Raw genomic sequence first — 25,587 nt, forward strand, 5'->3', positions numbered from 1 at the left:
CACACCACAACGAACTGGGACGTCGAGACATATCTCGACTACCTCCCATAGCAACGCGGAGAATAAGAATGGAAAACGCGGTACAGCTGGAAGACGCGCCCTTCGTCGATATCGCAAACCCCACCGTCTCCATCCGTGGAAGCCAAGTGAAGGAGGCGCGCGACCAGAGCTGGTTCGCGCGCACCCCCTACGGCATCGCGGTGCTGCGATACAACGAGGTACGCAAGCTCCTGCTGCATAAGGGCTTGCGCCAAGGCAGCCATGCCTGGCCGGGCCACAACGAGGTGCAGGGCATCTTCGCCGATTGGTGGTCGCGCAGCATCCTAGCCTTGGAAGGCGAGGATCACTCCCGGCTGCGCAAGCTCGTGAATCCCGCCTTCTCGCCGCGGGTCATCCAGGGGTTGTTGCCGAAATTCGAGGAGATCGCCGACGAACTGACGGCGGACTTCATCGAGAAGGGCGAATGCGATTTCATGGCCGACTTCGCCAACCCCTATGCGTCCCGCGTGCTTTGCCACGTCCTCGGCCTTCCCAAGGAAGAGGCCGCGCATGTGCTGAACCTCTCCGCCGATATGGGTCTGGCCCTCGGCGTGGACTTCAAGAAGCATGAGGCCCGTATCAACGAGGCGACCGAGGGCATGTACGCCTACGCCGACGAGATCGTGGCACGCCGCCGCCAGCAGAAGGGCGGCGACGACTTCATGTCGAACCTCGTGGCCGCCACCGAGGACAATGACCGCCTGTCCGACAACGAGCTGCGCGATATGATCCTGATGCTGGTCTTCGCCGGCATCGACACGACCCGCAATCAGCTCGGCCTCGGCATTTCCATGTTCCTGGAGCACCCGGACCAGTGGACGCTCCTCGGCGACAACCCCGATCTCGCCCCCAAGGCGGTCGAGGAGGTCCTGCGTGTGCGCCCGACGATCACCTGGGTCACCCGCGAGGCCTGGGACGATTTCGAGTACGAAGGTCTGATGATCAAGAAGGGCACCACCCTTCACATGATTTCCGAATCCGCCGGCACCGATCCGGAGGTTTTCGACCCCGTTGATTTCGATATCGCCAACGAGGACCGGGCGCGCAATTTTGGTTTCGGCGGCGGCATCCATCACTGCCTCGGCCACGCCATCGCGCGCTCCGACATGACCGTGGCCTTCAGAAAGCTGCCTCAGCAGATGCGCAATATCCGGAAGAACGGAGAGGGCCACTACCTGCCTGACAGCGGCAACACGGGACCGATCTCTCTTCCCATCGCCTTCGATCCGGAGAAGGTCGCCGCAGCCGCTTAGACCCTAGACCATGTCCCCCATGCCCGCGCGTCCGCGCCGGTCACTTTCCCGATGCCTCCCTGCCCTGACCGGCAGCGGGGGCATCGTCGTTCTCCACGGACTTTATCTTGAGCTTGCCGACGGTCAGCTCGTCGACCTCGAGCGACCGGAACCGGGCCCGCCCCACCGCGAGCCGGCCGATGGCGAGCGCCCCGATCGCCAATGCGCCGACCGCCAAAGCGCTGACGGCAAGAGCGCCGATGGACCCGAGCCCGACGGAGGCGGCCCCGGAGGCGCTGGATCGCAGGAGCACGTCCCGATCCCGGGACCGAAGAGAACGGGACTTCAGCATCGACAGTCACTTTCGCGATTGCAGCGGCGATGGAACGCGAAACCATCATATCCCAGTTCCCGGGGGAGTCGTGATGCTTTCCTTTCCGTGGCAAGATCGGATCGATGTCCATGGGGTCCCTCAGCGAGCAACGCGACATGAGCACCAGCTCCCTTCCCGGCGTCATCGCCGACAGCGATGACGGCCTCGTCTTCGCCTGCATTCTGGATGGCAAGGGAGGCGCCGAACGTATCGGCTGGAAGGAGCTGAATGCCTGGCGTCCCGAGCAAGGTCCGCTTTGGGTTCATCTCGATAGCGGCACGGAGACCACCCATCGATGGCTGGAGGAGACCGCCGAGCTCAGCGAGATCAGCCGCCGCATCCTTCTGGAGGAGGAGACCCGCCCCCGAGTTCTGACCACCGATGACGGCCTGCTCGCGATCCTGCGCGGCGTGAACCTTAATGCCGGCGCCGATCCGGACGACATGGTCGCCCTGCGCATTTGCACCGGAAGCAGCCGCCTCATCACTATCCGCTACCGTCCCGTGATGACACCGAGGGACATGCTTTCCGACCTCATCGACAAGCGATGCGGCGCCACGAGCGTGCCGGAGCTCTTCGTCCGCCTCACCGAACGGCTGACCGAGCGCATGAATACGGTCGTCGTCGAGCTGGACGAAGCACTCGACGAGGTTGAGGAGGACCTGGAGGAGAGGGACTTCTCCGCCCTGAGGGGACAACTGACAACGGTCCGCCAGACGGCGGTCGGCATGCGACGCTACATCGGGCCCCAGCGCGATGCCCTGGCCCGCATCCATATCGAGCGCCCGCCGTGGCTCAACCGGGAGATGGAGATCCTGCTGCGGGAATCCGCCGACAAGCTTCAGCGCTATATCGAAGACCTCGATGCCGCCCGCGACCGGGCCATCGTGATCCGCGACGAAATCTCCAACCGGCTCGCCGAAGGCATGAACCATCGCATGTATGCCCTCTCCCTGATCGCAGGCATCTTCCTGCCCCTCGGTTTTCTGACCGGGCTTCTGGGCGTCAATGTCGGGGGTATGCCCGGCGTGCAGAGCACCTTGGGCTTCTGGGTCACCTGCATCATGCTCGGCCTGGTCCTCGTCGGCGAGGTCTACCTGTTCCGCCGTCTCAAATGGTTTTGATCGCCAAACGCTCTTCGGGCCCCGATGGCGGCTTTGCCTCGCTTTTTTTTTGCGCTAGAATAACCGCCATGTACTACCAAGCGACAGAGCGCCATAGGTGAGCCGCTTGCTTCTCGCTCAGGGGTCGACGCCCGGCCCGCCGACCTCCGGCGCCATCGGCGCCGGACCGTCTCCGCCCCCTGTCGAGACTGCCCCTACCCCCGATCTTTCCGCACAGAGTGACCTGAACTCGGTTTCCGAGAGCCTGGACGATACCGTCGATGCGGCGATGACATGGACCGAGCGGGCGATCGATTTCGTCCGCACCCATGTTCTGACCCTCGGCGTGGCTATCGAGCTCACGGTCATCGCCATTGCCGCGATCGCGGCCTATTCCCTGGCGCGCCCCGCCAAGCGACTTCTGGCGCGCCTGTGGCCCGAACCGGACGCGACCAGCTATCAGGCCGTCATCGAGCTCCGGAAGGTCGTCTTCAATCTCGTTATCCCGCTCATCGCGGTCGTGCTGCTCTGGTTCGGCGCATCTGTGCTCGGCCAGTTCGGTTTCGAACGGGTGATCCTGACCGCGGTGGCGAGCCTGCTGAACGCCTGGATCCTGATCCGCCTGTTCTCCACCCTGGTGCCCGACCCGTTCTGGTCGAAGACCTTCGCCACCGTCGCGTGGATCATCGCCGCCCTCAATATCCTGCAGCTGCTCGATCCGACCGTCGCGTTCCTCGACAGTGTCGCCTTACGCATGGGGGCCATGCGCCTCTCCCTCTACCTCGTGCTCAAGGGTGTGCTGTTCGCCGCGTTGCTGATCTGGATCGCGAGCGTTGTCGCGGGCGTCCTCAACTCCCGCATCCGCCGGACGAGCGCCTTCACGCCTTCGGTCCGCACGCTGATCGGCCAAAGCATTCGCCTGGCCCTGCTCTTCGGCGCCATCATGATCGCCCTGAGCGCAGTCGGCGTGGACCTCACCGCCCTCACCGTCCTGTTCGGCGGCATCGGCGTCGGCATCGGCTTCGGACTGCAATCGGTGTTCAGCAATCTCGTCGCCGGCATCATTCTGCTCTCCGAACGCAGCATCAAGGTCGGCGATTTCATCGAGCTCTCCGATACCGTGCGCGGCAGCGTGCGCGAGATCACCATCCGCAGCACCCTCGTCACCACCAACGACAATATCGATATCCTCGTCCCCAACTCGGAGTTCATCTCCAAGCAGATGGTGAACTGGACCCATCGCGATGCCTTCCGCCGCATGCGCATCCCCTTCGGGGTCGCCTACGGCACCGACAAGGAGCTGGTGCGTAAGGCGGGGCTGGAGGCGGCCGAGGACGTCCATCACACGCTCCTCGGCGTCAAAGGCCGCGAGCCCCAGGTCTGGCTTGTCGGCTTTGGCGATAGCGCCCTCGATTTCGAGCTCGTGGTCTGGCTCGATCCGGAGTCCGTGCAGCGCCCGGCGGCCGTCAACGCCGCCTATTGCTGGGCCATCGAGACCGCGCTTTCCAAATACAATATCGAGATCCCCTTCCCGCAGCGAGACCTGCACATCCGCTCCGGCCGCCTTCCCATCGTGCAAGAGTCCGCCACGTCACAAGACGCCGGTAAGGCGCAAGAGGACGGCGAGCCCGACGCCGTCTAGCCATTGTTCGCAAAGCGTCACGGAACACTGGCATAGGCCCGATGTTTGGGTTGCATGGCCGAAGGCGCGATGAATCAGGAAAACAAGGGGTCCGATTCCTCAAGTCCCGTAGCTTCGATCCTCGACCAACTCGAGGACCGGGCCAGCGAATGCGAGAACGTCACCATCGGCGACATGATGGACGCCCTGGGCAACCGCAGCTACGGGCCATTCCTGATGATCCCGGCCCTGATCGGCATCACCCCCGTCGGCGGCATCCCCGGCGTTCCGACGCTTCTGGCGGTGATCATCATCCTCTTCGCCGTCCAGATCATGCTCGGGCTCGACCATCTCTGGATCCCGAAATTCCTGCGGAAACGTCGAGTACCGGCCGACAAGATGAAGCAATCCTTGGACGCGATGCGCCCCTGGGCGGTGCGTATGGACCGCTGGTTCCGCGGCCGCCTGGACAGGCTGACCGCCGAACCGTTCGTACAGATCGCCGCCGGCGCCTGCGTGCTTCTGGCGCTCGCCATCCCGCCTTTAGAGCTTCTGCCCTTCGCCGTCGCCCTGCCCGCCTTGGCCATCGCCATGTTCGGGCTCGCCCTTCTGGTAAGCGACGGAATCCTGATGCTGGTGGCGAGCGCGTTCACCGGACTGGCCGTTGCCGGCGGTCTCGGCTTCGTCGGACCGAACTGGGTCTGGTAGCAACCAACTGAAATCGTTCAATAAATTGAATTTCTGCAGCGTCTCGCATGCCTGAACGCGAGGTGAACGCTCCATTCAAAACGGGTTCAAGCCCGGCTCGCTAAAACTCGTCCTCACAAGCGGCAAAGCAAACCCGCCGCGAATATCTGGAGGACGAGAGATGAAACTTCGCAGTCTTTTGATCGCAGGCACCGCCGCCGTTTCCGTGACCCTCGGCGCAGGCCTCACCCCCGCCCAGGCCGGCGGTTCGTCATTCTTCGTCGAGCAGCGCGGCGCCTATAACGAGTTTGGCGGCAGCCAGTACGGTCAACGCAACCGCATGACCCTGCATCAGTACGGATACGGCAACACCTCCCTGCACAACCAGCAGGGCTGGCGGAACCGCGCAGTCGTCGGCCAGCAGGGCCGCGGCCACTATGCCGACAGCTACCAGCGCGGCGGCCGCAACATCACCGGCATCGCCCAGTTCGGCGCTCACCAGCGCGCCACGACGACCCAGCGCGGATCCGGCAACGCCCTCGCCGTCATCCAGGGTGGACGCGGCAACAAGGCCAATGTCGTCCAGTCCGGCCGGGGCAACGTCACCGTCATCGTTCAGGACTGACCCGGCCCCTGCCGTCCAACTCAAGCACAGGAGACATGACCATGATCCGCATCCTTGCCCCGCTTTCCGTGGCGCTTTTCCCCTTGAGCATGGCTTGGGCGGCAGGCGGCTTTGCCCCCCAGGCCGGCGCTCCGGCGATGGAGCTCCCGTTGAAGAAGCCCGTGATCGCCGCCGGCTATGCGCCGGGCCACGATTGCGAGCTCCGCGTCGACGAGAGCATGGGGAGCGTCAATCTCGAAGGCTTCGCTTATGCCGACCACCCGGCGAACGGCTCCTACGAGCTCACCGTCCGCCAGGGCAGCGGCTCGCAGATCGTCCAGGGTGGTCCGTTCAGCGCCTATCCCGGCGGAAGCGAACCGCTCAGCAGCGTCGCGCTCGGCACCTCCGGTGGCTACAGCGCCACCCTCACCGTCCACTGGGCGGAGGGCGGCGCGCCCTGCACCAAGAGCATCGGCGGCGGTAGCCGCTTCCCAAGCTTCTTCTAATCGAACCTTACAGGGAGAAAACCGATGACACCGATCACCGTCAAAAGCGCCTTCGCCGCACTCGCCCTCACCCTGGGCACGTTGAGCATGCCCGCCACCGCGTCCGCCGGAGGCACCGTCAGCTTCGGCCTCACGCCGAGCGGTGATACGGCCCGCATGATCAGCACGGGCTTGCAGATCTACTCCATGGTGGAGGATCACAAGAACGGCTCGAAGGGGCGCAAGAAGAACAACGCCCATGTCGACCAGAAGGGCAAGCGCAACGCCGCCGCCATCGGCCAGAGCGGCCGCGGCAACAACGGCTTCGTCGTGCAGCGCGGCGACGACCACAGCGCCACCCTCGATCAGCGTGGCCGCAACAACACCCTGGGCGTCTTCCAGTTCGGCCGCGGCGCCACCTTCGATGGCCGCCAGAGCGGCTACGGCCGGAACAGCATCGTCTTTCAGGGCGGATGGTAGGCCGAAACGCCGTTTAGGCCTTCCCGGACCCCCGCCAACGGGCCCCGGGGAGGCTTAAAGGGTTGTTCCAGAAAAAGAATTTTGCCAATTGTCGGCTTCGCGGGGACAAAAAGGTAATGTTTCCCGGCCAAGGTGCCAAAAGTTCAAACCCTGGATAGCAATGTGAAAGCCGTTCGGCCGGCGTCCTGACCGGAGTGTCTTGGACGGTCGGCCCGAGGGTCACGATGGCCGAATTTTTGGAATCCCAGCTCGACTTCATCTTCTTCTTCTACGGGCTCGCCTTCATCCTGCTGGGCGCGGTCTGCTTCGCCATCCGACGCACCGACAATCATGCCGCCTGGATGATGCTCGGCACCTTCGGCCTCGTCCACGGGGCCTCCGAATGGCTGGATCTCGTCGCCCTGATCTCCGGCGATTCCGCCAACTTCGCCTGGTTCAGAACCGCGGTGATGGTGGGGTCTTACCTCTTCCTATTCGAGTTCGCGCGCGTAGTCGCCATCGAGTCCCGCTTCAGGTCTCCGGGGCGCTGGATCTACATCCTTCTCCTGATTCCCGTCGTGATCGGCGGATGGCTCGGGGGTAATGCGGAAGCCAATGCCTGCGGCCGGTACTTCATCGGCTTCCCCGCCGCCACGGCGACGGCCTTCGTGTTCGCCTATCACGCCCACCATCTCGCAAGACGCGACGCACGACTTGCCCTAGGCGCCGCTACCGGATTCGCGCTTTACGGCATTGCGGCCGGCCTGATCGTTCCGGCAGCACCCATCTGGCCCGCCACGGTCGCCAACTACGGCTGGTTCGCCGATCTCACCGGCCTTCCCATCCAGCTCGTGCGCGGCATCCTGGCCTGTTGGATGTCTTTTGCCATCTGGTCGATCTGGGGCCAGAAGCTGATCGAGCGGATGGCCTCGGCCGGCTATGCGAAACATCTCTACCGGCTCTACGTCGCCACCCTCGTGACCCTCGCCGTCATCCTCGGTGCAGGCTGGGTTCTGACCCAGTATCTGGGGAACATCTACAAGGAGAATATCGAAGCGGACGCCGAGGGCCAGGTCGCCCTTGTTAAAAGCCATCTGTCGCGGGAGATGGACATGCTCGATGCCATGGCCATTTCCCTGGCGGGCTCGCCCACCGTCCGGACCCTGCTCACCGAAGGCGGGCCATCGGCAAAGGAAGAAGCCGTCTCGGTCCTGGCCCTCGATGTCCAGGCCTCCAATGCCGTGTTTGGATTCTTGATGGACCGGGCGGGAATGGTCGTCGTCAGCGCGGCGGGCGGCGCAACCGCCGAGCCGCCCCCGCAAATCCGGATGTCGCCCATCGTCAGCCGGACGCTTCTCGGCCAGACCGTACACCAGCTGATCTATGGCGATGATCGCGACCAGACCCGCTACAATGTCAGCGTCCCTGTCCGGGACGACGCCGGCGCAGTGGTCGGCGCGGTGGTCATGGAGAAATCCCTGGACCGGTTCGCAAGCGATCTGGCCGGACTGGATATGCCCTTCATGCTGACGGACCGCAATGGCATCGTCACGCTCTCCAACAATCCGAATATGCTCCTGAAGCCCCTTTGGCCTCTCTCGCCGCAGCGCGAAGAAGCAGCCGCACGGCGCTACGGCGCTCTCAATCTCCCGCCTCTGTTCAAGAGCGAAATCGAGATCAACGGGTGGCGGGAGCTCTGGGGCGCCAGAACCTTCGTCGAGCGTGAGCCGGTCGGCCATAGCGGCTGGTCCATCGTCACCTTCACCACCGCCCGAGGCATCTTTGCAAGCCGGGTGCTCGGGATCATCATCACCCTGATGACCACGGCGACGGCCATCGTCTATCTCATGGGCCGGGAACGCCATATCCACGACCAGCTGCAGATGGATCGGCAGTCGGAACTGGAGGCCTTGGCCAAGGACCTCTCTCAGCAAGCCAGCACCGACGCCCTCACCGGGCTGAGCAACCGCATGAGCTTCGACCGGCGTCTCCTGCTCGAGATCGCGCGGGCCGACCGCTACGACACCCCGCTTTCGCTCATCATCTTCGATATCGATCACTTCAAGCAAATCAATGACCAACACGGCCATCAGGTCGGCGACACGGTCCTGACCGAGCTCTCGGGGCTCTTCGCCGAACGGCTGCGCAAGACCGACTTCCTGGCCCGCTGGGGCGGCGAGGAATTCGCGGTCATCGTGCCCCATGGCGAGCTGGAGGCCGCGGTGACGCTCGCCGAAACCCTTCGGCAGGCAGTGGCGGAAGGGACCTTCTCAAGCGGCGGAGATGTCACCTGCAGCTTTGGCGTGGCCGAACTCGAACCCGGCGACAAGCCCGAGACCCTTCTGGCCCGGGCCGACGCCGCACTGTACGCGGCAAAGCTGAACGGCAGGAACCGGGTCGAGCAGGCACCGCGGTCGCAGCCTGCAAGCGCGGGCCTTCACCGGGTCGCATAGCGTTCCTCGGCACAGTTTGCCTGGGGCGCCAGCTACGCCGCCTTCTTCTTCACCTCGGAAATCTCGTTGGATTCGGGCTCCATCTCGGCATCGTCGAGCTGATAGCCGACCAGCCGCATGACCCCCAGGGTAAGTGCCGGAAGGAAGGTGAGCGTCACCACCGCGGTCCCCATGATGCCGAACAGCACGATGGCGCCCACACCGCGATAGAGCTCAGTGCCCGCCCCCGGTATGAACACCAGCGGCGCCAGTCCGCAGATCGTCGTCACCGTGGACATGGCGATCGGGCGCAGCCGCGACGAGACCGCCTCCATGACCGCCTCCTTCGCGCCGAAGCCCTCCTCCCGCACGTTGTAGAGCGCCCGGTCGACGATCAGGATCGGGTTGTTCACCACCGTGCCCATGAGGATCAGGAAGCCCAGCATGCTGATCATGTCGAAGGGCTGGATCAGCGGCTCCATGCCCAGCATGGGTAAGAGGCCCCCGACCCAGTTCATCAGGGCAAGCCCCACGATGCCGCCGGCCACACCCAGCGGAATGGTCGTCATGATCAGCAGCGGATAGCCCCAATGGGTGAAGATGGCCACGAGCAGCAGATAGATGATCGCGATAGCGACCACATAGTTGCCGAGCAGCGCTTCCCGCGTCGCGTTTAGCTCGTCGCTCGCCCCGGAGATCGTCATGGTGACGCCCTGGGGCACCTGGCCGCTGCTCTTCAGATAGTCGACGAGCTCCGAGCTCACCCGCGCGACACCCGTTTCGAGCGCGACATTCTCGGGTGGAATGATATTGAGGGTGACGGTCCGCCGCCCGTCGATGCGGCGGATGGTGTTGGTGTCGACCGTCTCTCGGATATCGGCGACGGCCGAAAGCGGCACGGCGGTCCCTTGGGGGGTGTAGACCGGCAACATGCCGACATTGTCCAAATTCGTCGCGGCCCCGTTGCGGCTATAGAAATAGATGTCGATCTTCTCGTCGTCGCGGAAGAACTCGCCGACATAGGCGCCGTCGGTGAAGGCGGCCACCGTGAAGCCGAGATCGTCCGCCGTCATGCCGAGCTCCGCTGCCCGCTCCCATTTCGGCCGTACTTCGATCAGGGGCTGAGACAGAGTGAGCGTCGGCGGATCGGCCTGGATGCGCGGCCCGTCGAAGATCTCGTTCGCCCGGGCATAGGCGGCCGAGGCGGTCGCGTAGACCTCCTGGAGACGCCGCCCTGAGATATCGAGACTGACGCTGCGCGTGCCGCCGTCATTGCTGGTGATAATGGACCCCCGCGAGACGAACGCCCGCATCCCGGCATAGGTCTCGTATTTCGCCGTCATGATATCCATGAGCGCGCCGATATCGCCGGGATCCACCGTTTCGGCAATGATCCGCAGGCCTTCCGCTTCGATCATCAGGAAGATGTATTTGAGCGCCGGCACCGGGGCGACGCCCTCCTGGAAGTCGGCCGGATCGGCATCGACGAAGGGCATGAGCCAGTCCTGCAGCTCCATGCCGATCTCGCTCATGGTCTCCAGATTGTAGCCCGGCGGCGCATTCATCCGGGCGAACATCTTGGGCTCCTCGCCCTCGGGCAGATACTCCGCCGGCGGCGTGAGGAGCACGATCACCGCAGCGCTCGCCCCCGCCACGCCGGCGATGCAGATGAAGCGGCGCCAGGCCGTCGCGGTCAGCCACCCGACGCTGCGCACGATCCAGCCATTGCTCATGGCGACCTCTGCCGACAGCTCCGCGCCCTTGGGCTTCAGATCGAGATAGGCCGCCGCTGTCGGCACCACCAGGATGGCGACCAGCATGGAGGCGAGGATCGACGCCGACACGGCGACGGCAATATCCGAATAGAGCTGCCCCGCCTCCTCCTGGATGAACACGATGGGGATGAAGACAAGCACCGTGGTCAGGGTCGAGGCGAGCACCGCCGGCCAGACCTGGCGCACGCCGGTGACGGCAGCCTGCAAGCGTCCGAGCCCGCGCCGCCTGGCGAGATCGATGCTCTCCAGCACGACGATGGAGTTGTCGAGGGTCATGCCGATGGCGAATGCCACGCCGGCCAGCGAGATCACATTGATGGTGCGCCCCGCCACCAGCAGGCCGAGAAACGCCGCGATGGTGCAGATGGGAATGCCGACCACCCCCACCACGGTCGCCTTGGCCGAGCGCAGGAAGAGATACATCACCAGCGTCGCCAGCACCGCGCCGATGGCGAGGTTGGTCCAGACATTGGCGATGGACGCTTCCACATAGGTCACGTCGTCGGCCGTCTTCTCCAGGATCATGCCCGCAGGTTCCAGGATCTCCCGGTTGATCGGACCAACCTCCGCCATCACGGCGTCCTTGATCGCGATCACGTTGGAGCCGGCCTCCCGCCGCACGGACAGGAAGATGATCGGCCGCTCGTTCACATAGCCCTGCTGGTAGATCTCGAAATGATCGAGCTTCACATCGGCCACGTCGCGCAACCGCGTGATGGTCCCGCCGCGGCGCGCGATGATGAGCTCTTCCAGGGATTCCGGATCGTCGAACCGGCCGATGGTGCGCAGGAGATAGCGGCGCTTGCCGCTCTCGATCTCGCCGCCCGAGGTGTCGCGGTTCCGGTTGCGGACCGCCTCGCGCACCTGCGTCATGGTCAGCCCGCGCTCGGCCAGGGCGGCGGAATCGAACAGGATCTGGATCTGCTTCTCCGCCCCGCCGCCGACGCTGACCCGGCTCACATCCCGCACGCTCTCAAGCCGCGGACGGACATTGTCGTCCACGAAGTCCCGCATCATGTCCATGTCGAGCTCGCGCGGATTGCCCGGCAACGGCGAGACTCGGAAATACATGAAGGAGTTGGCGCTGAAAGAGCTGGCGAAGATGCGCGGCTGGTCGACATTCTCCGGATAGGAGGGCACCTGGCTCAGCGCATTGTTGATGCGGATCATCGTCTCGTTGAGATCGATGTTGAACGGGAACTCCAGCTCGATCTCGGCGCTGCCGCTGGACGAGCGCGAGATCAGCCGCTCCAGGCTCGGGATCGAGCGGAGATACTCCTCCTGCTCGATCAGGATCTCTTTCTCGATGTCCTGGGGGGTGGCGCCCGGCCAGCGGGTCTGCACCGTGATCGTGCGGACTTCCAGGTCCGGGATCATCTGGATGGGAATCTTGAAGGCGCCGACGACGCCCAGCACGCAGACGATCAGGGTGACGACGGCGACGAGGGTGCCATGCCTGGCGACGCTGGCGAAGAACCCGGCGGGGCCGTCATCTTTCATGATCAGCTCGCGAGCCGGACGGATTGCCCGTCGCGCAGGGATTCATTGCCGCGCACGACCACCCGCTCCCCTGCCTTGAGGCCGGAGCGGATCTGCACCAGATTGTCGAAGGCAAGCCCGATATCCACGCGCCGCTCCTTCACCTTGGTCTCCCCGTCTTCGTCTTCCAGCACCCATACGGTTACGCGCCCGTCCGGGTAGCGGATCAGCGCATCCCGGCTCACGACCACGTCTTCCTGGCCCGTATGGAGGCGAAGGATCACCTGGGCGGACATGCCCGGCGCAATCGGCAGGTTCTTGCGCAAGGGCAGCACCCGCAAGGTGAAGGTCCGCGCATCGGGATCGCTCACCGGGATCAGCGCGCCGATTTCCGCCGGGATCGTCTCGCCAGGCAAGGCATCGAATTTCAGCGCGACCTCGGTCCCCTTCTGAAGCTGCGCGAAATAATCCTGCGGCACCGGAAGATCGATGCGGAATTTGTCCATGGCGACCAGCTCGAAGGCCGCCGTGCCCGGCTCTACCCATTGGCCGACCTCAGCCATGCGCTCCGAGATAACTCCATCGAATGGCGCATGCAGCTCGTGGCGTTCCAGGATGGCGGCGCGGCGCTTCTGCTCGGCCTTGGCGGCTTCAAGCGCGGCCTGATCGATATCGACCTCCGCTTCCCGTGCTTCTTTCTCGTTCTTGGGGCCGTAGTTCCGCGCGGCCAGGGTCTCGGCGATCTTCAGGCGACGCTTGGCGTCCTTCACTTCCGCCGCGGCCCGCTTTGTCTGCGCCTCCGCCTGGGCAAAGGCCGCCTCCTGCAGCTCGGCATCCAGGTTAAGCAGCACATCGCCCCGCTTCACCCGGGCGCCGCTGTCGTAGTGGATCTCGCTGACCAAACCTTCGACTGAGGTGGAGATCTGGGAGGCCTGGGGCGTCGAGACCGTACCCGAAATCTCTAGCTGCTTGACCACCGGAGCAACCGTGACCGTTTCCGTTTCGACAGGCGGCGCGGGCGGCTGGGCGTAAGCGGTAGATTGGATCGCTCCGGCGACGAGCATCGCGAAAATGGGAAGGCGAACCGCATCGATTCGGTGCCGGAAACGGCCCATGAGAACAAAACGCTGCCGATCTCCCGATCGCATATCCAACCCTTCCCGGCCCCGCCGCGGCCGTCGCTATAAATCGTGATTGTTAAGGAGGTTACGCAACCCCGGTGACAGGTGAAAGAGGGCAAACGTTAAAACTGAAAGCGGGCCGATCCTGTTCGGATCGACCCGCCACAGTTTGGCTCACATGCCACAGTTGTCGAAACTTGCCTAGGCGGCGACCGGAGCGACAGTGCGGTTATGATAGCGATGCTGCTTGATGGCATCGATGAACGCCGGCAGGACACTTTCGTCGTCCGCCGTGAACACCCCTACTTTTTTGGTCATCTCAGGCAACCGCGCCGCCTCGAGCACGCTCTTTCCATCGCTCAGCGCCGCGATCGGTTTGCCGTGATGGAACGTCTCGTTGATGAAGTTGATGGCCGCACCCGACTTCGCAAGCGACCCCGCGGATTTTCCGCCAGGCACGATCACCGCATCATAGAAAACGGACGCGGCATTTGGAGCGGCGCGGTTCACCCGAACCGCCTTCCCCTTGCTGCAAGTGATCGTACCGGCCTTCGATGCGATGACCTCCACGACCGCCTCTTCCGACTGAAAGCTCTTCTGGATCGCCGCGAGCTGATCGCCGTCAACGCCGTCCCCGGCAAGGACCGCGATACGCCGGCCTTTGATGTCCTCGGCCGGCTTGTCCATGCTGAGCGCCGGCGAGGTCTTGTTGTGCTTCTTGACCGGTCCCGACGGTGTCGCGCCGACGGCGTCGGATTGTCGGCGCTGCCCGCCGGCGTCACAGCAATGCCGATCTGCTCGGACACTCCTTCCGCGAGATCCTCGTGGATGTTGACGAGAAGCTCGTTCAGCACCCTGCCCCGCACCATGTCGCTGGTGCAGTTGTTGAGCTCGAAGGAGATCGCATTGACGATGTGCTCCTTCTCCCAATCCGCCATGCTGTTCCAAAAAAGCCGCGCCTGGCTGAAATAGTCGGCGAAGCTGTCGCTGCGCTCGCGCACCTTTTCGCCTTCCATCTTTTCGGCATAACTCCGGAAAGCCTGCACGGCTTCCGGCTGATGCATCGGGCAGCCGCCGTCCAGACTGTTCGGGAAGTACGAGACCCGGCCCTTGTTGATCTGAATGCGCATCTGAGCGTCGCGCTCGTTGTTGCGCACCTCGTTGAGCGGCCGGTTGATAGGCAGCTCGGCAAAGTTCGGCCCGATCCGCTTCAGCTGCGTATCGAGATAGGAGAACAGGCGCCCCTGCAGCAGCGGATCGTTGGTGAAGTCGATCCCCGGCACCACGTGCCCGACATGGAAAGCCACCTGCTCCGTCTCGGCGAAGTAATTGTCGGGGTTGCGGTTCAGCACCATCTTGCCGATCGGCCGGACCGGCACATCCTCTTCCGGGATGATCTTCGTGGGGTCGAGCAGATCGTAGCCGAATTTCAGCTGATCCTCTTCGTCGACCACCTGCACGCCGAACTCCCATTCCGGATAGTCGCCGCGCTCGATCGCCTCGAACATGTCGCGCCGGTGAAAGTCGGGATCCTTGCCGGCCGTAAGCTGGGCCTCGTCCCAGACCTGCGAATGGACGCCCTTCTTCGGCTTCCAGTGGAATTTCACCAGATGCGATTTTCCATCGGCGTTCACCATCCGGAAGGTGTGGATGCCGAAGCCTTCCATCATCGCCAGACTGCGCGGCAGCGCCCGGTCGCTCATCACCCACATCAGCATGGCCGCCGTTTCCGGCGTCAGCGATGCGAAGTCCCAGAACGTGTCGTGAGCCGAAGCGGCCTGCGGAATCTCGTTGTTCGGCTCCGGCTTCACCGCATGGATCAGATCGGGAAACTTGATCGCATCCTGGATGAAAAAGATCGGGATATTGTTGCCGACCAGATCCCAAATGCCCTCGTCGGTGTAGAACTTCACGGCAAAGCCGCGAACGTCGCGCGGAGTGTCGGCCGAGCCGCGCGACCCCGCAACGGTCGAAAACCGCACGAAGACCGGCGTCTCCTTGCCCGCCTCGCCGAACAGCGACGCGCAGGTCAGATCCGAAAGGTCGTCATAGCAGGTGAAGACGCCATGGGCGCCGGCGCCCCGTGCATGCACCACCCGCTCCGGGATGCGCTCGTGATCGAAATGAGTGATCTTCTCGCGGAAGTAGAAATCCTCGAGCAGGCTGGGCCCGCGCGGCCCTGCCTTCAGCGTGTTCTGATCGTCGGAGATGCCGACGCCCTGATTGCCGGTCATCGCCTTGCCGGGCTCGGCGGCCTCCGGCTTCATATCTTTCGACTTGCACGTCTCCTGGCTCTTCGATCTCTCATCCATCTCGCCTGAGGCTGCCCGACGGTGCGCGCCGTGGCAGGCGCTGCCTCGCCCTTCTTGATTTCGTCCATATCGCTTCTCCCTTGAACCGTGCGGTGGGACCCTTACGGGGCCGGTCTCTCGCGGTTAACCGGAGGCGTAGGACATTGGTTCCTCTTCGAAATTTCTTTTGAGAGATGGCTCACCGCGCCTCTGGCGGCGATGGAAGGGCCCTTTCGGCCGATCCGAAAGCGATCAGTCTGCCGCGGCGAGCTCACGGTTCCGGGGCTCCACGCCCTGCCGCGATCCGTCGCCGAACCCGTCGGACCGCCCGCCACGGCTTTCCGGGATTTGCTCCAGTTCTGCCCGGGTCCGCGGCAAGGCGTTCGGATACTCCTCCTGAAGCCAGGCGATCATCTTTTCGCGTACCTCGCATCTCAGGTCGAAGGTCCGCGGCGCATCCTTGGCGCTCACCAGCATGCGCAGCTCCATGGTGGTCTCCTTGAAGTCCGTGACCTGGAGATTGACCACCTTGCCGTCCCAGATCGACGAGTTGCGGGCCACCTCTTCGAGCTTCTCGCGCACCGCCTGCGCCGGCACTGTGAAGTCCGTATAGAGATAGACCGTGCCGATCAGGGAGGCGTTCTCCCGGGTCCAGTTCTGGAACGGCGTCTCGATGAAATAGGAGAGCGGAACGATCATCCGCCGCCAATCCCAAAGCTTCACCACGACATAGGACGAGGTGATCTCCTCCACATTGCCCCACTCCCCTTCCACCAGCAGCGCATCGTCGATGCGGATCGGCTGTGTGACGGCGAGCTGGAACCCGGCGATCAGGTTCTTCAGCATCGGCTGCAACGCCAGGCCGACCACCAGGCCGGCCGCACCCGCCGAGGCCAGCAGGCTGACGCCGTATTGGCGGACGCCGTCGAAGGTCATGAGCGCAGCTCCGATCGTCAGCACGACGATCAGGATCTTGGCGATGCGCTCCAGGATACGGGATTGGGTCACATGCTTGCGGGCAAGCAGATTGTCCTCGGAATCGAGACTGAACCGCCGGAGATAGATGACTGTCCACACATGCAGAGCGATTGTCAGCCCCCAGCCGAACAGCAGCACCATGCCAGCCGCCTCGATATCCCAGACCAGCGAAGCCTGCTGCCAGGTGAGCGGCGCAATACCGACCGCAATCGCGATGGCCGCGAGTATGAAGGCGAGACGCGTGGCGCCGCGGGTCCGCGTGAGAAGCGAGCGGCGGAAGAGATCGTCGCCGCCGAACCACCGCTCGATGAGCGGGAACAGCATGGAGTGGAGCCACCAGGCAAACAGGATGGCGAGAAGGAGCAGGACCGAACTGCTCGCCCAGTCGGGCCACCAGTTCATATTGGAGTCGATAGAGGACAGAACGGTTATGAGGTTCTCCAAAGGCATCTCCGGGGTTTGTGTCCACGGACAGGCTGGGCAACATCATAACGCCACTTCGCATATGCGAACACATTTCGCAGGTGCGAAGAGTGAATCTGTCGCAAGGAGAAAATCGCAAGCTTCTGCGGTTTCTGGCATGCGGGGTGGCGAAATCTTAAGGCAGGCGCTGCTTAATGGCGCAGATCGGCTTCGGAAAACCTATCAAGACGGACGGTAGACCAGATGAAATCCATCCTCTGCTTCGGCGATTCCATCACCTGGGGCTACAACCCGAAGGACGCCACGAGACTGCCGCCGGAACACCGTTGGCCGCGCATTCTCGGCGAGGCGCTCGGACCCGAATTCGAGATCATCGAAGAAGGCTTGAATGGCCGGACGCTCGCCGTGGAAGACAGCCTTCGACCCGACCGCGGCGGTCTCGCCAAGCTTCCCTTCCTTTTGGAGTCCCACGCGCCGCTTGATGCCGTGATCATCATGCTCGGCACCAACGATTGCGCGCCCTGCTATCACCTCACCATCGGAGAGATCGCCCTGGCTTGCGCCCGGCTCATCATGACCGTCAAGCAGAGCCTCGCCGGCCCCGGCGGAGCAGCGCCTACGATCATGCTCATCTCACCGCCCCATATGGGGGAGCTGGAGCCGACCATCGGCCTGTTCTATGACGGTGGCCAAAAGCTCTGCACTGAGCTCGCCGAGCCCTATCGGCTGGTGGCCGAGTCCCTGGGGACCGCGTATCTCGACGCCGCCTCAGTTGCCGTGCCGGACGAGCCCGACGGGATCCATCTCGGTCCCGAAGGTCAGCGCAAGCTGGCCCTCGCGGTGAAGGATGTCATCGCCCCCCTGCTCTGAACGAGAACGGACCCTCAGCGCGACCTTGCCTTCAGCGCCTGGATCAGGGTCTGAAGCTCCTGATTGTCGGGATCGATCTCCGCAAGCCGCTCCGCGTAGACCAGCGCCTTGTCCATCTGGCCGGTCTCGCTGGCGAAGTTGAGCAGCATCATCAGCGTCTCCCGGTCGTGGGGATGCCGCTCCAGGCTCTCCTCCAGAACCGTCATCGCTTCCTGCTTCCGGCCCATGGAGTTGAGCCCCACCGCATAGACATAGGCGAAGCGCGGCCGGTCGGGCGCCAGCTCGGCGGCCTTCTTCAAGGCCTCCAGCGCTTCCTCCTGCTGCTTCAGGCGGACCAATGTCAGGCCGAGAGCATGGTAGATCGCCCCCTCTTCCGGTGCGGCTTCTATGGCCTTTCGCAAAACCTCCGCGCCTTTCTCGTCCTGCCCCTGCCGGCGATAGAGATCGGCGAGATTGACCGCCGCAGTTCCGTAGGCCGGATTGAGCCTGAGCGCGGCTTCGTACTCCTGCTCGGCCTCGTCGAGCCGCCCTTGGCGAACGTAGAAATCTGCCAGACGCCCGCGGGATTCCGGCCGGTCCGCGTTCAAATTCTGAGCGGCGACGAATGCCTCCTGAGCCCGCTTCAGGGCATCCTTTTGGCGCCGGGAAAGAGCATCGAGCGGCGCCCCCGCCAGAAGCTCGCCCGCCCGCATTCGCACGCTGCGAACCGGATCGTCGAGCAGCGGCGAGACCACAGGCCAGGCCTGATCGGGCGGCAGGGTGCTCAGGCTCTCCAGCGCCCCGAGCCGGACGATGGGATCGGGATCGGAGAGCGCCGCCTGGGCGGCCTGGAACGTCTTCTCGGTCAGCGGCGGTGGAAGCGCGGCCAAGGCGCTACCCCGCACGAAGCCGGGCAAGGTTCCGTCCCGAGCCACCGCGGCGAGTTCGTCAGCCGCACCCGGTTTGCCTTCCCATAGATGATGGAACGCCGCCCCGTAGGTCTGGAAGCCTTTCCGTTCCGGCCCGAACCATTCCTCGATCGCCGTGGCCGCCCAGGCCGGCGACTTGTCCTGATGGCAGTCGTTACAGGCATTGGACGTGCCGAGCTCCACGGAAAGATCGGGGCGCGGGATGCGGAAGCTGTGATCGTGGCGCTCATCGATCACCATGAAGGTGTGGGCGGGCATGTGGCAGGAGATGCAGTCCGGCCGCTCCGAAGCCACCACTTGGCTGTGATGGGTATGGCTTTTGGTAGCGAGGTCTGCCGAATGGCATTGAAGGCAGACCGCCTCGCCCTTCGCCCGCAGATGCCCGCTGTGAGGCTCGTGGCAATCGCTGCACGTCACCCCCGCGGCGAACATCTTGCTCTGCTTGAACGAGCCGTAATTGAAGACCTCTCCCTCCATCTGCCCGTCGGCCTGGAAGGCCCCTTCGGAGATGAGATTCGCCAAGTGGGTGTCGGAGAGCGGCTGGCCAGGCTCCCAATCCTCGGAGATCTGTGAGCGCAAGGCGTGGCAGCGGCCGCAGGTCTCGACCTCCACCCGCAAGGGTTTCGGAGGCTTGCTCCGCACCGGCAGCCCGGTCTCGGGATCTTGGTGCCAGGAAACGCCGTCCCGTTCGTCGAACAGCGCAACCAAGCCCTTCTTGGGATCGTCGCGGTCGCCCTCGCCTTTTGCCCATGCGACGTGGCCGGAGCCTTTACCGTGACACGCCTCGCAGCCGACGCTGATCTCCTTCCAGGAGGTGGCGAACCTGTCGGTGTTGGAATCGTAGTTCTTCTTCACGCCCGTCGAGTGGCACTCGGCGCACATGAAATTCCAGTTCTGCTCCAGCTTCGTCCAATGGAGCTGATCGGCGTGATCGATATGCTCGTCGGGATAGAGGTGGAACCAGCGCTGGCCGCCCTCCGCTTTAGGCCGGCTATCCCAGGCGAGCGGCAGGGCCTGGATACGGCCATCAGGAAACGCCACCAGATATTGCTGCAAGGGATCGAGGCCGAAAGTGTACTTCACCTCGAACGTGCCGAGCTTGCCGTCCCGGCCATCGGTCTCGACGAAGAACTTGCCGTCCTTTTTGAAGAAGCGGGACGTCGTGCCGAAATAGTCGAAGCTGGCGTCGTCGAAATCGCCCAGCACGGTCGCGTCCGTCGCATGGTCCATGGCGTGGGCATGCTGGGACGGTGCCCATGCGGTGCCCGCGGCCTCGTGACATCCGGCGCAGGTCTCGGTCCCGACGAAATGAAGCCCCGAGGACTCCGGCTTCGGAGGACTGGCCAGCACAGCGTCTTGCCAGCTTGCCACCGATCCAACACCGAGAAGGATGAGTGCGAAAATCGCGAGGGTAAGCGGACGCAGTAGGAAAGCAGCCGCCCCGCGGAGCTTCTGCAGACCAGCCCCAATCCAATCTGGAAGGCGCCGGGACATCAAAACTCACCAGCGGAAGGCGATCTCCGCGACCGGGCCGTGCAGCACCACGTCCACCCCCCGGCTGCCGCCGAAATCTCTGTCGTCGTAAAGCAATCCGAGGGCGCGATAGCCGATAGAGCTGGTGGTGTCGAAGCCAAACAGGGTCCCTTCCCGGTCATATGTCAGCTGTACTTGCCAGCTTAGATTGCGATCGGCGTTGAAGCCGCCAATATCGCCCGTGAAGGTGACCGCCTCGCCGTCCTTGAATTCATGGGACACGCGGGTCGCGATCACCGGATCGACCCATTGCATCACACCAGTCGTTGCGAATGCGTAATTTCCGTCGCCGCCGCCGTTCGAAAGGACGAGTTGCCGCTGCAGAAGCGCGAGCCGGAAGTCCTGCACCGCCTCGATCGCGGCAAGAGCCTGGCCACGCCGATCCACCCGGCTGAGCCGGTTCTCCAGCCGTTCGGCCCGTTGCTGCGCGTCTTTGGAGGAGGCGCGCGAGATCCGGCGATTCAAAAGCCTGTCCCGCAAGGTGTTCAGCTGCGCCAGCGTCTCCGTTCGCTCCTGTCGGTCCTCGATCCTGTTGATCCGCGTCTCGATCCGATCGAGCCAGCTTGCCAGGCTCCGGTTGGTCGAGATCCCGAGCGAGATCCCCAGATCGGCTTCCTGGCGGACCCACCGCGCCCCGCCACCGAACGAGATCTTGGTGTCGCCATAGGCCGACGGCAGGTCGTAGACCTCGTAGAGAGCGCCGGCCTGATAGACGCCGAAGCGGTAATCGAGATAGGCCGCGGCGTTGGCCTGGAGCGTCAGATCGGCCGGCAGGTCGATCTCGCCCACCACATCGCCGTCCATGCCGAAATCCGCATAGAGGATGTCCGCGTAGAAGGTGAACCGGTCCTTGCGGGCCTCGAACGTGGTGGTCAGTCCGAACTTCGCCGCGTCGATCAGGTCTCCAGGCGTGGCGTAGACATCGAACTCCAGGTCGTTCGCGCTGACGTCCCCGTCAACCCAGATCGCCCAGGCGTAGGAACCGACTTCGTACTCCCAACCCTGGACGCCCTCGATTGTCGCGCTCTCGGCCTTCGCGCCATCCGCCGCCAGAAATGGCAGCAGGAGCAGGCCGAGCGAGAGTCCCCAAACTCTCCACACCATTTCCGTTCCCCCGGGATTCCTGGATCAGGACCATGCCGGAAATAATAAGGGGAGCGCCGAGATTCGCGCTCCCCTTACCGCCTGCCAAGGCAGGAATCTGGATCGTCTGTGTTCGCTGCGCCACAGTCCGGCGCCGCGAAGCCGGGGGCCGTCGAAGGCCGCTAGCTCAGGAGAACAAAGCGCCTATTCGGCGTTGGTCTTCAGCTTCTTCTCCTCGTTCTCCTTCCACAGCTCCAGGCTCATCGTCGCGTCTTCCTTGACCTCCGGAATCATGTCGTACATGGGCGGATTGTTGGACAGGAAGCTGGTGGAGAATTTCGGCGGATATTTCTCCAGCTCGAGCATGTAGTCGCCAAGCGCGTAGCCGACCGGCACCGTCAGCGGAAGATGCCGGACGCCGATGCTCACATCCTCTTTCGGGTTGGTGTAGAGGTTCACCATGACGGCACCGCCCGTATCGGTCGTCACCGGTCCGGAGAACCCGCCCGTGTAGCCGCGCTTGAAGAACCCGTCCTCGAGTTCGGCTGTGATGGTGACCTTGAATTCGTCCACCCGCACGGCCGACAGATACTGGTTCAACGTATAGATGCGCGCCTTGCGAGCCGACTGGCCTTCGGTGGCAAGCAGGAAGCCGGTCTGGTCGACACCGTCGACATAGCGCTTGGACGGCACGTATTTGGCCAGCTCCTTGCCCGGCGCCCCGGCGATGCCGATGAAGGTGTTGAAGATATCGGCCTGATCGAACAGCCCTTCCGAACGGCGCGGGGCGATCATGTCCTTCCAATAGACGAACATGGGCGCACGCACGCCGCCCTCCCAGCTGGATCCCTTGCAGCCGCGGAACGGCGTCTGGCCGTGGGGCGGGATCTCGCATTCCGGACCGTTATCCGAGGTCAGCAGGATGATGGTGTTCTCAAGCTGTCCGGTCTCCTTCAGCTTGTCGACCAGCCGCTTGAACACATCGTCCATGTGGACCATGCAGTCGCTATAGACCGTGCGGGCCCGCGATTTGCCGGCCCATTCCTTGTTCGGATAGTTGTCGAAATGGCAGCCCCGGGTCGCGTGATACAGGAAGAACGGCTTGTCGCTATCCTTCTGCTTCTCGATGAAATCCGTGCTGACCTTGGTCCAGACCTCGTCCAGTTCCTTGATGTAGTCGAGATCGATGAGCTTCAGGTCTTCGCACTTGTCCTTGTCCGACGGGCTGCAGTTCACATCGTAGTGACTGAAGCCCTTCTCCTGCATCATCTTGAAGCGAGCGGGGCTCAGCGCGATTTCGGGGTTGAAGTACATATCGCGCCACTCGGTGTACATGTCCGAGACGCCGAGGAAGCCGCGGTAATTGTCGTAGCCGACATTCTGCGGCAGCGAGCCTTTGTTCTCGCCCATATGCCACTTGCCGACGCCTTGCGTGGTGTAGCCGAGCTTCTTCAGGACCTCCGGCATGGTGACGGCGCCGTCGAGCCCCCCGGGCTCGCCATACATCGGCGGCCGCAGCAGACCGTGATGCAACGGAATCTGACCGGTGTGGATCGTGGCGCGGCTCGGGCTGCAGGACGGCGTGGAATAGGCCGAGGTCAGCACAAGCCCATCCGCAGCCAGCGCGTCCATGTTCGGCGTCGGATGACCGACGGCGATGCCGCCGCCATTGAAGCCCGGGTCCATCCAGCCGACATCGTCCAGCAGGAAGACCAGGAAGTTCGGCTTCTTGCCGCCGTTCTTCTCGATGAACTTGGCGAGCTTGTCGGCGGCTTCCTTATCCTGCTCCGGATGCTGGATCACGCCGTACATGTTGGGCGCGGGCTTCACGGTGTTCAGGTGAATGTACTGGTCGGGATGATCGTAGCCCGGCGCATCGGTCGGGCCCGTTGTGGCGCCGCGAATGTTCGTGCCCGAAGCCTCCAAGGGCTGCGTGGTTGCGGCAGCGCTGATGCCCTCGTCCGGCGCGGTGGAGCTTTCGCTATCCTGCGCCGAGGCGCCGACGCTGGCCGAACAGAGCAGCGCCAGGGCCGCCGCGGCGGCCAGCCAAAATCGTGTCATGATGCCTCTCTCCCAAAACGTCTCGCAATTAGTCTCCTCGAGAGGCTGAACAGCACGATGACAACACCCCCATGGATCGAATCGCATTTCTGTATCGCGGCATTATTGCAGCCCTGCCTCGCACATCAACCGCAGGTCGGTCGGCATCCCAAACGGAGCGTTAAATTGGAGACGGCCGCCCCGCGAGCAGGGGCGGCCGTCCGAATATTCGAAGCTGTCGGCGGATCGGTTATTGGCCGCTGGCCGCGTTTTCGATCTGCTTCTGAACCTTCTCCAGGTTGAACGAACCTGGACTCTGGCTCGGCGGATAGTCCTCCATCGTCTGGAGGAACCTGGTGGCTATGGCCTGGAGCGGCACGACCACGAATGCCCGTTGCAAGAACCAGTCGTTGTAGGTGTTCGAATTGTGCTGCGCTCTCTCGAACGGATCACGCCGCAAATTGAACAGGAGCGGGACCCGCAGCTCGACGAACGGCTCACGCCATAGCTGCAGCCCCTCGGCGCGCTGCTCCTGGAAGACCGCCTTCCAGTCGTCATAGCGCATGGCGACGATCGCGCCATCGTCATTTACGTAGACCATCTCGTGCCGGGGGGAGTCCTCCACAGCGCCGGTGAAGTAGTCCAGCATGTTGATGCCATCGATGTAGTTCCGGTAGTTCCTCCCCTCCAGTTCGACGCCTTCGAGGAGCTTGGCCTTCATCTCCGGATCCCCGCCGATCGCGGCGAAGGTCGGCAGCATGTCCTCGTGGCCGACGATGCCGTTGAGGGTCTTGTCCGCCGGGAAATGCCCGGGCCAGCGGAAGAAGGTCGGCACACGGTAGGCGCCTTCCCAGTTGGAATTCTTCTCGGAGCGGAACATCGTGGTGCCGCCATCCGGCCAGCCGTTGTAATGCGGCCCGTTATCGGTGGAATACATCACCACCGTGTTGTCGGCGATGCCGAGCTCGTCGAGCAGATCGAGCAGCTCGCCGACATGCATGTCATGCTCGACCATGCCGTCGTGATACTCGTTGCCGCTCGGTCCCGACAGGCCCGTATGCTCCTTCTTGACGTGGGTATAGAGATGCATGCGGGTGCCGTTCCACCAGACGAAGAATGGCTCGCCGTCGCTGACCGCCTGCTTGATGAAATCCTTCGCAGCGGCGACGGTCTCGTCGTCGATGGTCTCCATCCGCTTTCGCGTCAGCGCCCCGGTGTCCTCGCATTCCTGCTTGCCCCAGGCGCCGAAGCGGGGGTCGTCCTCTCTCGTCGAGACCTCCTCGGTCGCAGTGCATTTCAACACCCCGCGCGGCCCGAATCTCGCTTTGAATTTAGGATCCTTGGGATAGTCGCGATGCTCCGGCTCTTCTTCCGCGTTCAGGTGGTAGAGATTGCCGAAGAACATATCGAACCCATGCACCGTCGGTAGATGCTCGTTGCGGTCGCCCTGATGGTTCTTGCCGAACTGGCCGGTCGAATATCCGAGGCTCTTCATCACCGTGGCGATGGTGACGTCGGAGTCCTGCCAGCCCTCCTTGGCGCCGGGCAGCCCCACCTTCGTCATCCCGGTGCGCACCGGAACGTTGCCTCCGATGAAGGCGGCGCGGCCGGCCGTGCAGGATTGCTGCGCGTAATAGTCGGTGAAGGACAGGCCTTCGTCGGCGATGCGGTCAATATTGGGCGTTTCGTAGCCCATCATCCCGCGATTGTTGTGGCTGACGTTCCAGAGGCCGATGTCATCGCCCCAGATCACGAGGATGTTCGGCTTTGCCGGTTGTTCCGAAGTCTCCGAATTCGCGGATTTCTCCGTGTCCTCCGGGGTCTGGGCCAAAGCCGGACTGGAGAGGACGAAAGCGGCCGAGAGAAAGAGGGCCGCCAAGGCTGCAACTTTCATTATCTCCTCCTTAGATCACAATGGCCTCCGTCCCCATCTTCGCGGTCCTTGACCGCGCACGTTTGTATTGGCGCCAATCCCCATCGCCCGTCGCCCGATGACGCGTGAAAGTATGCTCGGGTGGCGAGCTGCCCAGCCGCCGTAGATAGCGCCGTCC

General features: G+C 63.6%; 19 protein-coding genes. 9 read left to right on the forward strand and 10 right to left on the reverse strand.

From position 1 onward, the window contains the following. Positions 1-68: 68 nt before the first annotated feature. Entirely contained in the window at positions 69-1,292 is a 1,224-nt protein-coding gene (locus A7A08_RS12075; protein WP_069095740.1) for a cytochrome P450, read from the forward strand. Between the two features lie 40 nt (positions 1,293-1,332). On the opposite strand, the gene A7A08_RS12080 is transcribed toward A7A08_RS12075, so the two are convergent. Next, complete coding sequence (locus A7A08_RS12080; protein WP_141693983.1) at positions 1,333-1,623, reverse strand: hypothetical protein; 291 nt, start codon at positions 1,621-1,623, stop codon at positions 1,333-1,335. Between the two features lie 137 nt (positions 1,624-1,760). On the opposite strand from A7A08_RS12080, the gene A7A08_RS12085 reads away from it, so the two are divergent. The 7 genes from A7A08_RS12085 (at position 1,761) to A7A08_RS12115 (ending at position 9,056) form a co-directional block, all read left to right on the forward strand. Continuing rightward, complete coding sequence (locus A7A08_RS12085; protein WP_069095846.1) at positions 1,761-2,768, forward strand: zinc transporter ZntB; 1,008 nt, start codon at positions 1,761-1,763, stop codon at positions 2,766-2,768. Positions 2,769-2,865: 97 nt separating this feature from the next. Then, on the forward strand, positions 2,866-4,389 hold the full coding sequence (locus tag A7A08_RS16590) for a mechanosensitive ion channel family protein (RefSeq protein WP_208430632.1): 1,524 nt from the start codon (positions 2,866-2,868) through the stop codon (positions 4,387-4,389). A gap of 69 nt (positions 4,390-4,458) precedes the next feature. Next, a complete protein-coding gene (locus A7A08_RS12095) occupies positions 4,459-5,076 on the forward strand; it encodes an exopolysaccharide biosynthesis protein (protein WP_083226760.1) in 618 nt (205 codons plus the stop codon). A 160-nt stretch (positions 5,077-5,236) separates the two neighbouring features. Further along, a complete protein-coding gene (locus A7A08_RS12100) occupies positions 5,237-5,680 on the forward strand; it encodes a hypothetical protein (protein ID WP_069095743.1) in 444 nt (147 codons plus the stop codon). 41 nt (positions 5,681-5,721) lie between these two features. Then, on the forward strand, positions 5,722-6,165 hold the full coding sequence (csgH, locus tag A7A08_RS12105; RefSeq protein ID WP_141693984.1) for a curli-like amyloid fiber formation chaperone CsgH: 444 nt from the start codon (positions 5,722-5,724) through the stop codon (positions 6,163-6,165). 24 nt (positions 6,166-6,189) lie between these two features. Next, entirely contained in the window at positions 6,190-6,624 is a 435-nt protein-coding gene (locus A7A08_RS12110) for a hypothetical protein (protein WP_069095745.1), read from the forward strand. 224 nt (positions 6,625-6,848) lie between these two features. Next, on the forward strand, positions 6,849-9,056 hold the full coding sequence (locus A7A08_RS12115; protein ID WP_069095746.1) for a sensor domain-containing diguanylate cyclase: 2,208 nt from the start codon (positions 6,849-6,851) through the stop codon (positions 9,054-9,056). Between the two features lie 32 nt (positions 9,057-9,088). Here A7A08_RS12115 and A7A08_RS12120 read toward each other — a convergent pair whose 3' ends face one another. From A7A08_RS12120 to A7A08_RS12135, 5 genes are all read right to left on the reverse strand, one after another. After that, positions 9,089-12,310: an efflux RND transporter permease subunit gene (locus A7A08_RS12120; protein ID WP_069095747.1), complete on the reverse strand. Its 3,222-nt coding sequence runs from the start codon at positions 12,308-12,310 to the stop codon at positions 9,089-9,091. 2 nt (positions 12,311-12,312) lie between these two features. Then, on the reverse strand, positions 12,313-13,437 hold the full coding sequence (locus A7A08_RS12125) for an efflux RND transporter periplasmic adaptor subunit (RefSeq protein ID WP_083226738.1): 1,125 nt from the start codon (positions 13,435-13,437) through the stop codon (positions 12,313-12,315). Between the two features lie 174 nt (positions 13,438-13,611). After that, positions 13,612-14,013 carry a DJ-1/PfpI family protein gene (locus tag A7A08_RS16595; RefSeq protein WP_280948815.1) on the reverse strand — a complete coding sequence of 134 codons (402 nt, stop codon included), beginning with the start codon at positions 14,011-14,013 and terminating at the stop codon, positions 13,612-13,614. Then, complete coding sequence (locus A7A08_RS12130) at positions 13,917-15,722, reverse strand: catalase (RefSeq protein ID WP_280948801.1); 1,806 nt, start codon at positions 15,720-15,722, stop codon at positions 13,917-13,919. The genes A7A08_RS16595 and A7A08_RS12130 overlap by 97 nt, the downstream gene beginning before the upstream one ends. Positions 15,723-15,953: 231 nt before the next feature. Next, on the reverse strand, positions 15,954-17,123 hold the full coding sequence (locus tag A7A08_RS12135; RefSeq protein WP_069095748.1) for a mechanosensitive ion channel family protein: 1,170 nt from the start codon (positions 17,121-17,123) through the stop codon (positions 15,954-15,956). A 222-nt stretch (positions 17,124-17,345) separates the two neighbouring features. Between A7A08_RS12135 and A7A08_RS12140 the strand changes: the two genes are divergently transcribed. Then, positions 17,346-17,972 carry an SGNH/GDSL hydrolase family protein gene (locus tag A7A08_RS12140; protein WP_069095749.1) on the forward strand — a complete coding sequence of 209 codons (627 nt, stop codon included), beginning with the start codon at positions 17,346-17,348 and terminating at the stop codon, positions 17,970-17,972. Positions 17,973-17,986: 14 nt separating this feature from the next. Here the strand turns inward: A7A08_RS12140 and A7A08_RS12145 are convergent, their stop codons facing one another. From A7A08_RS12145 to A7A08_RS12160, 4 genes are all read right to left on the reverse strand, one after another. After that, the gene (locus A7A08_RS12145) at positions 17,987-20,251 is read right to left on the reverse strand and encodes a tetratricopeptide repeat protein (protein WP_245290924.1); all 2,265 of its coding nucleotides are present in this window, start codon (positions 20,249-20,251) and stop codon (positions 17,987-17,989) included. A 129-nt stretch (positions 20,252-20,380) separates the two neighbouring features. After that, the gene (locus A7A08_RS12150; protein ID WP_069095750.1) at positions 20,381-21,517 is read right to left on the reverse strand and encodes a hypothetical protein; all 1,137 of its coding nucleotides are present in this window, start codon (positions 21,515-21,517) and stop codon (positions 20,381-20,383) included. Between the two features lie 183 nt (positions 21,518-21,700). Continuing rightward, entirely contained in the window at positions 21,701-23,557 is a 1,857-nt protein-coding gene (locus tag A7A08_RS12155; protein WP_083226741.1) for a sulfatase-like hydrolase/transferase, read from the reverse strand. Positions 23,558-23,786: 229 nt separating this feature from the next. Next, the gene (locus A7A08_RS12160; RefSeq protein ID WP_083226742.1) at positions 23,787-25,430 is read right to left on the reverse strand and encodes an arylsulfatase; all 1,644 of its coding nucleotides are present in this window, start codon (positions 25,428-25,430) and stop codon (positions 23,787-23,789) included. Between the last annotated feature and the right edge of the window lie 157 nt (positions 25,431-25,587).

This window comes from Methyloligella halotolerans (assembly GCF_001708935.1).
Taxonomy (GTDB): domain Bacteria; phylum Pseudomonadota; class Alphaproteobacteria; order Rhizobiales; family Methyloligellaceae; genus Methyloligella; species Methyloligella halotolerans.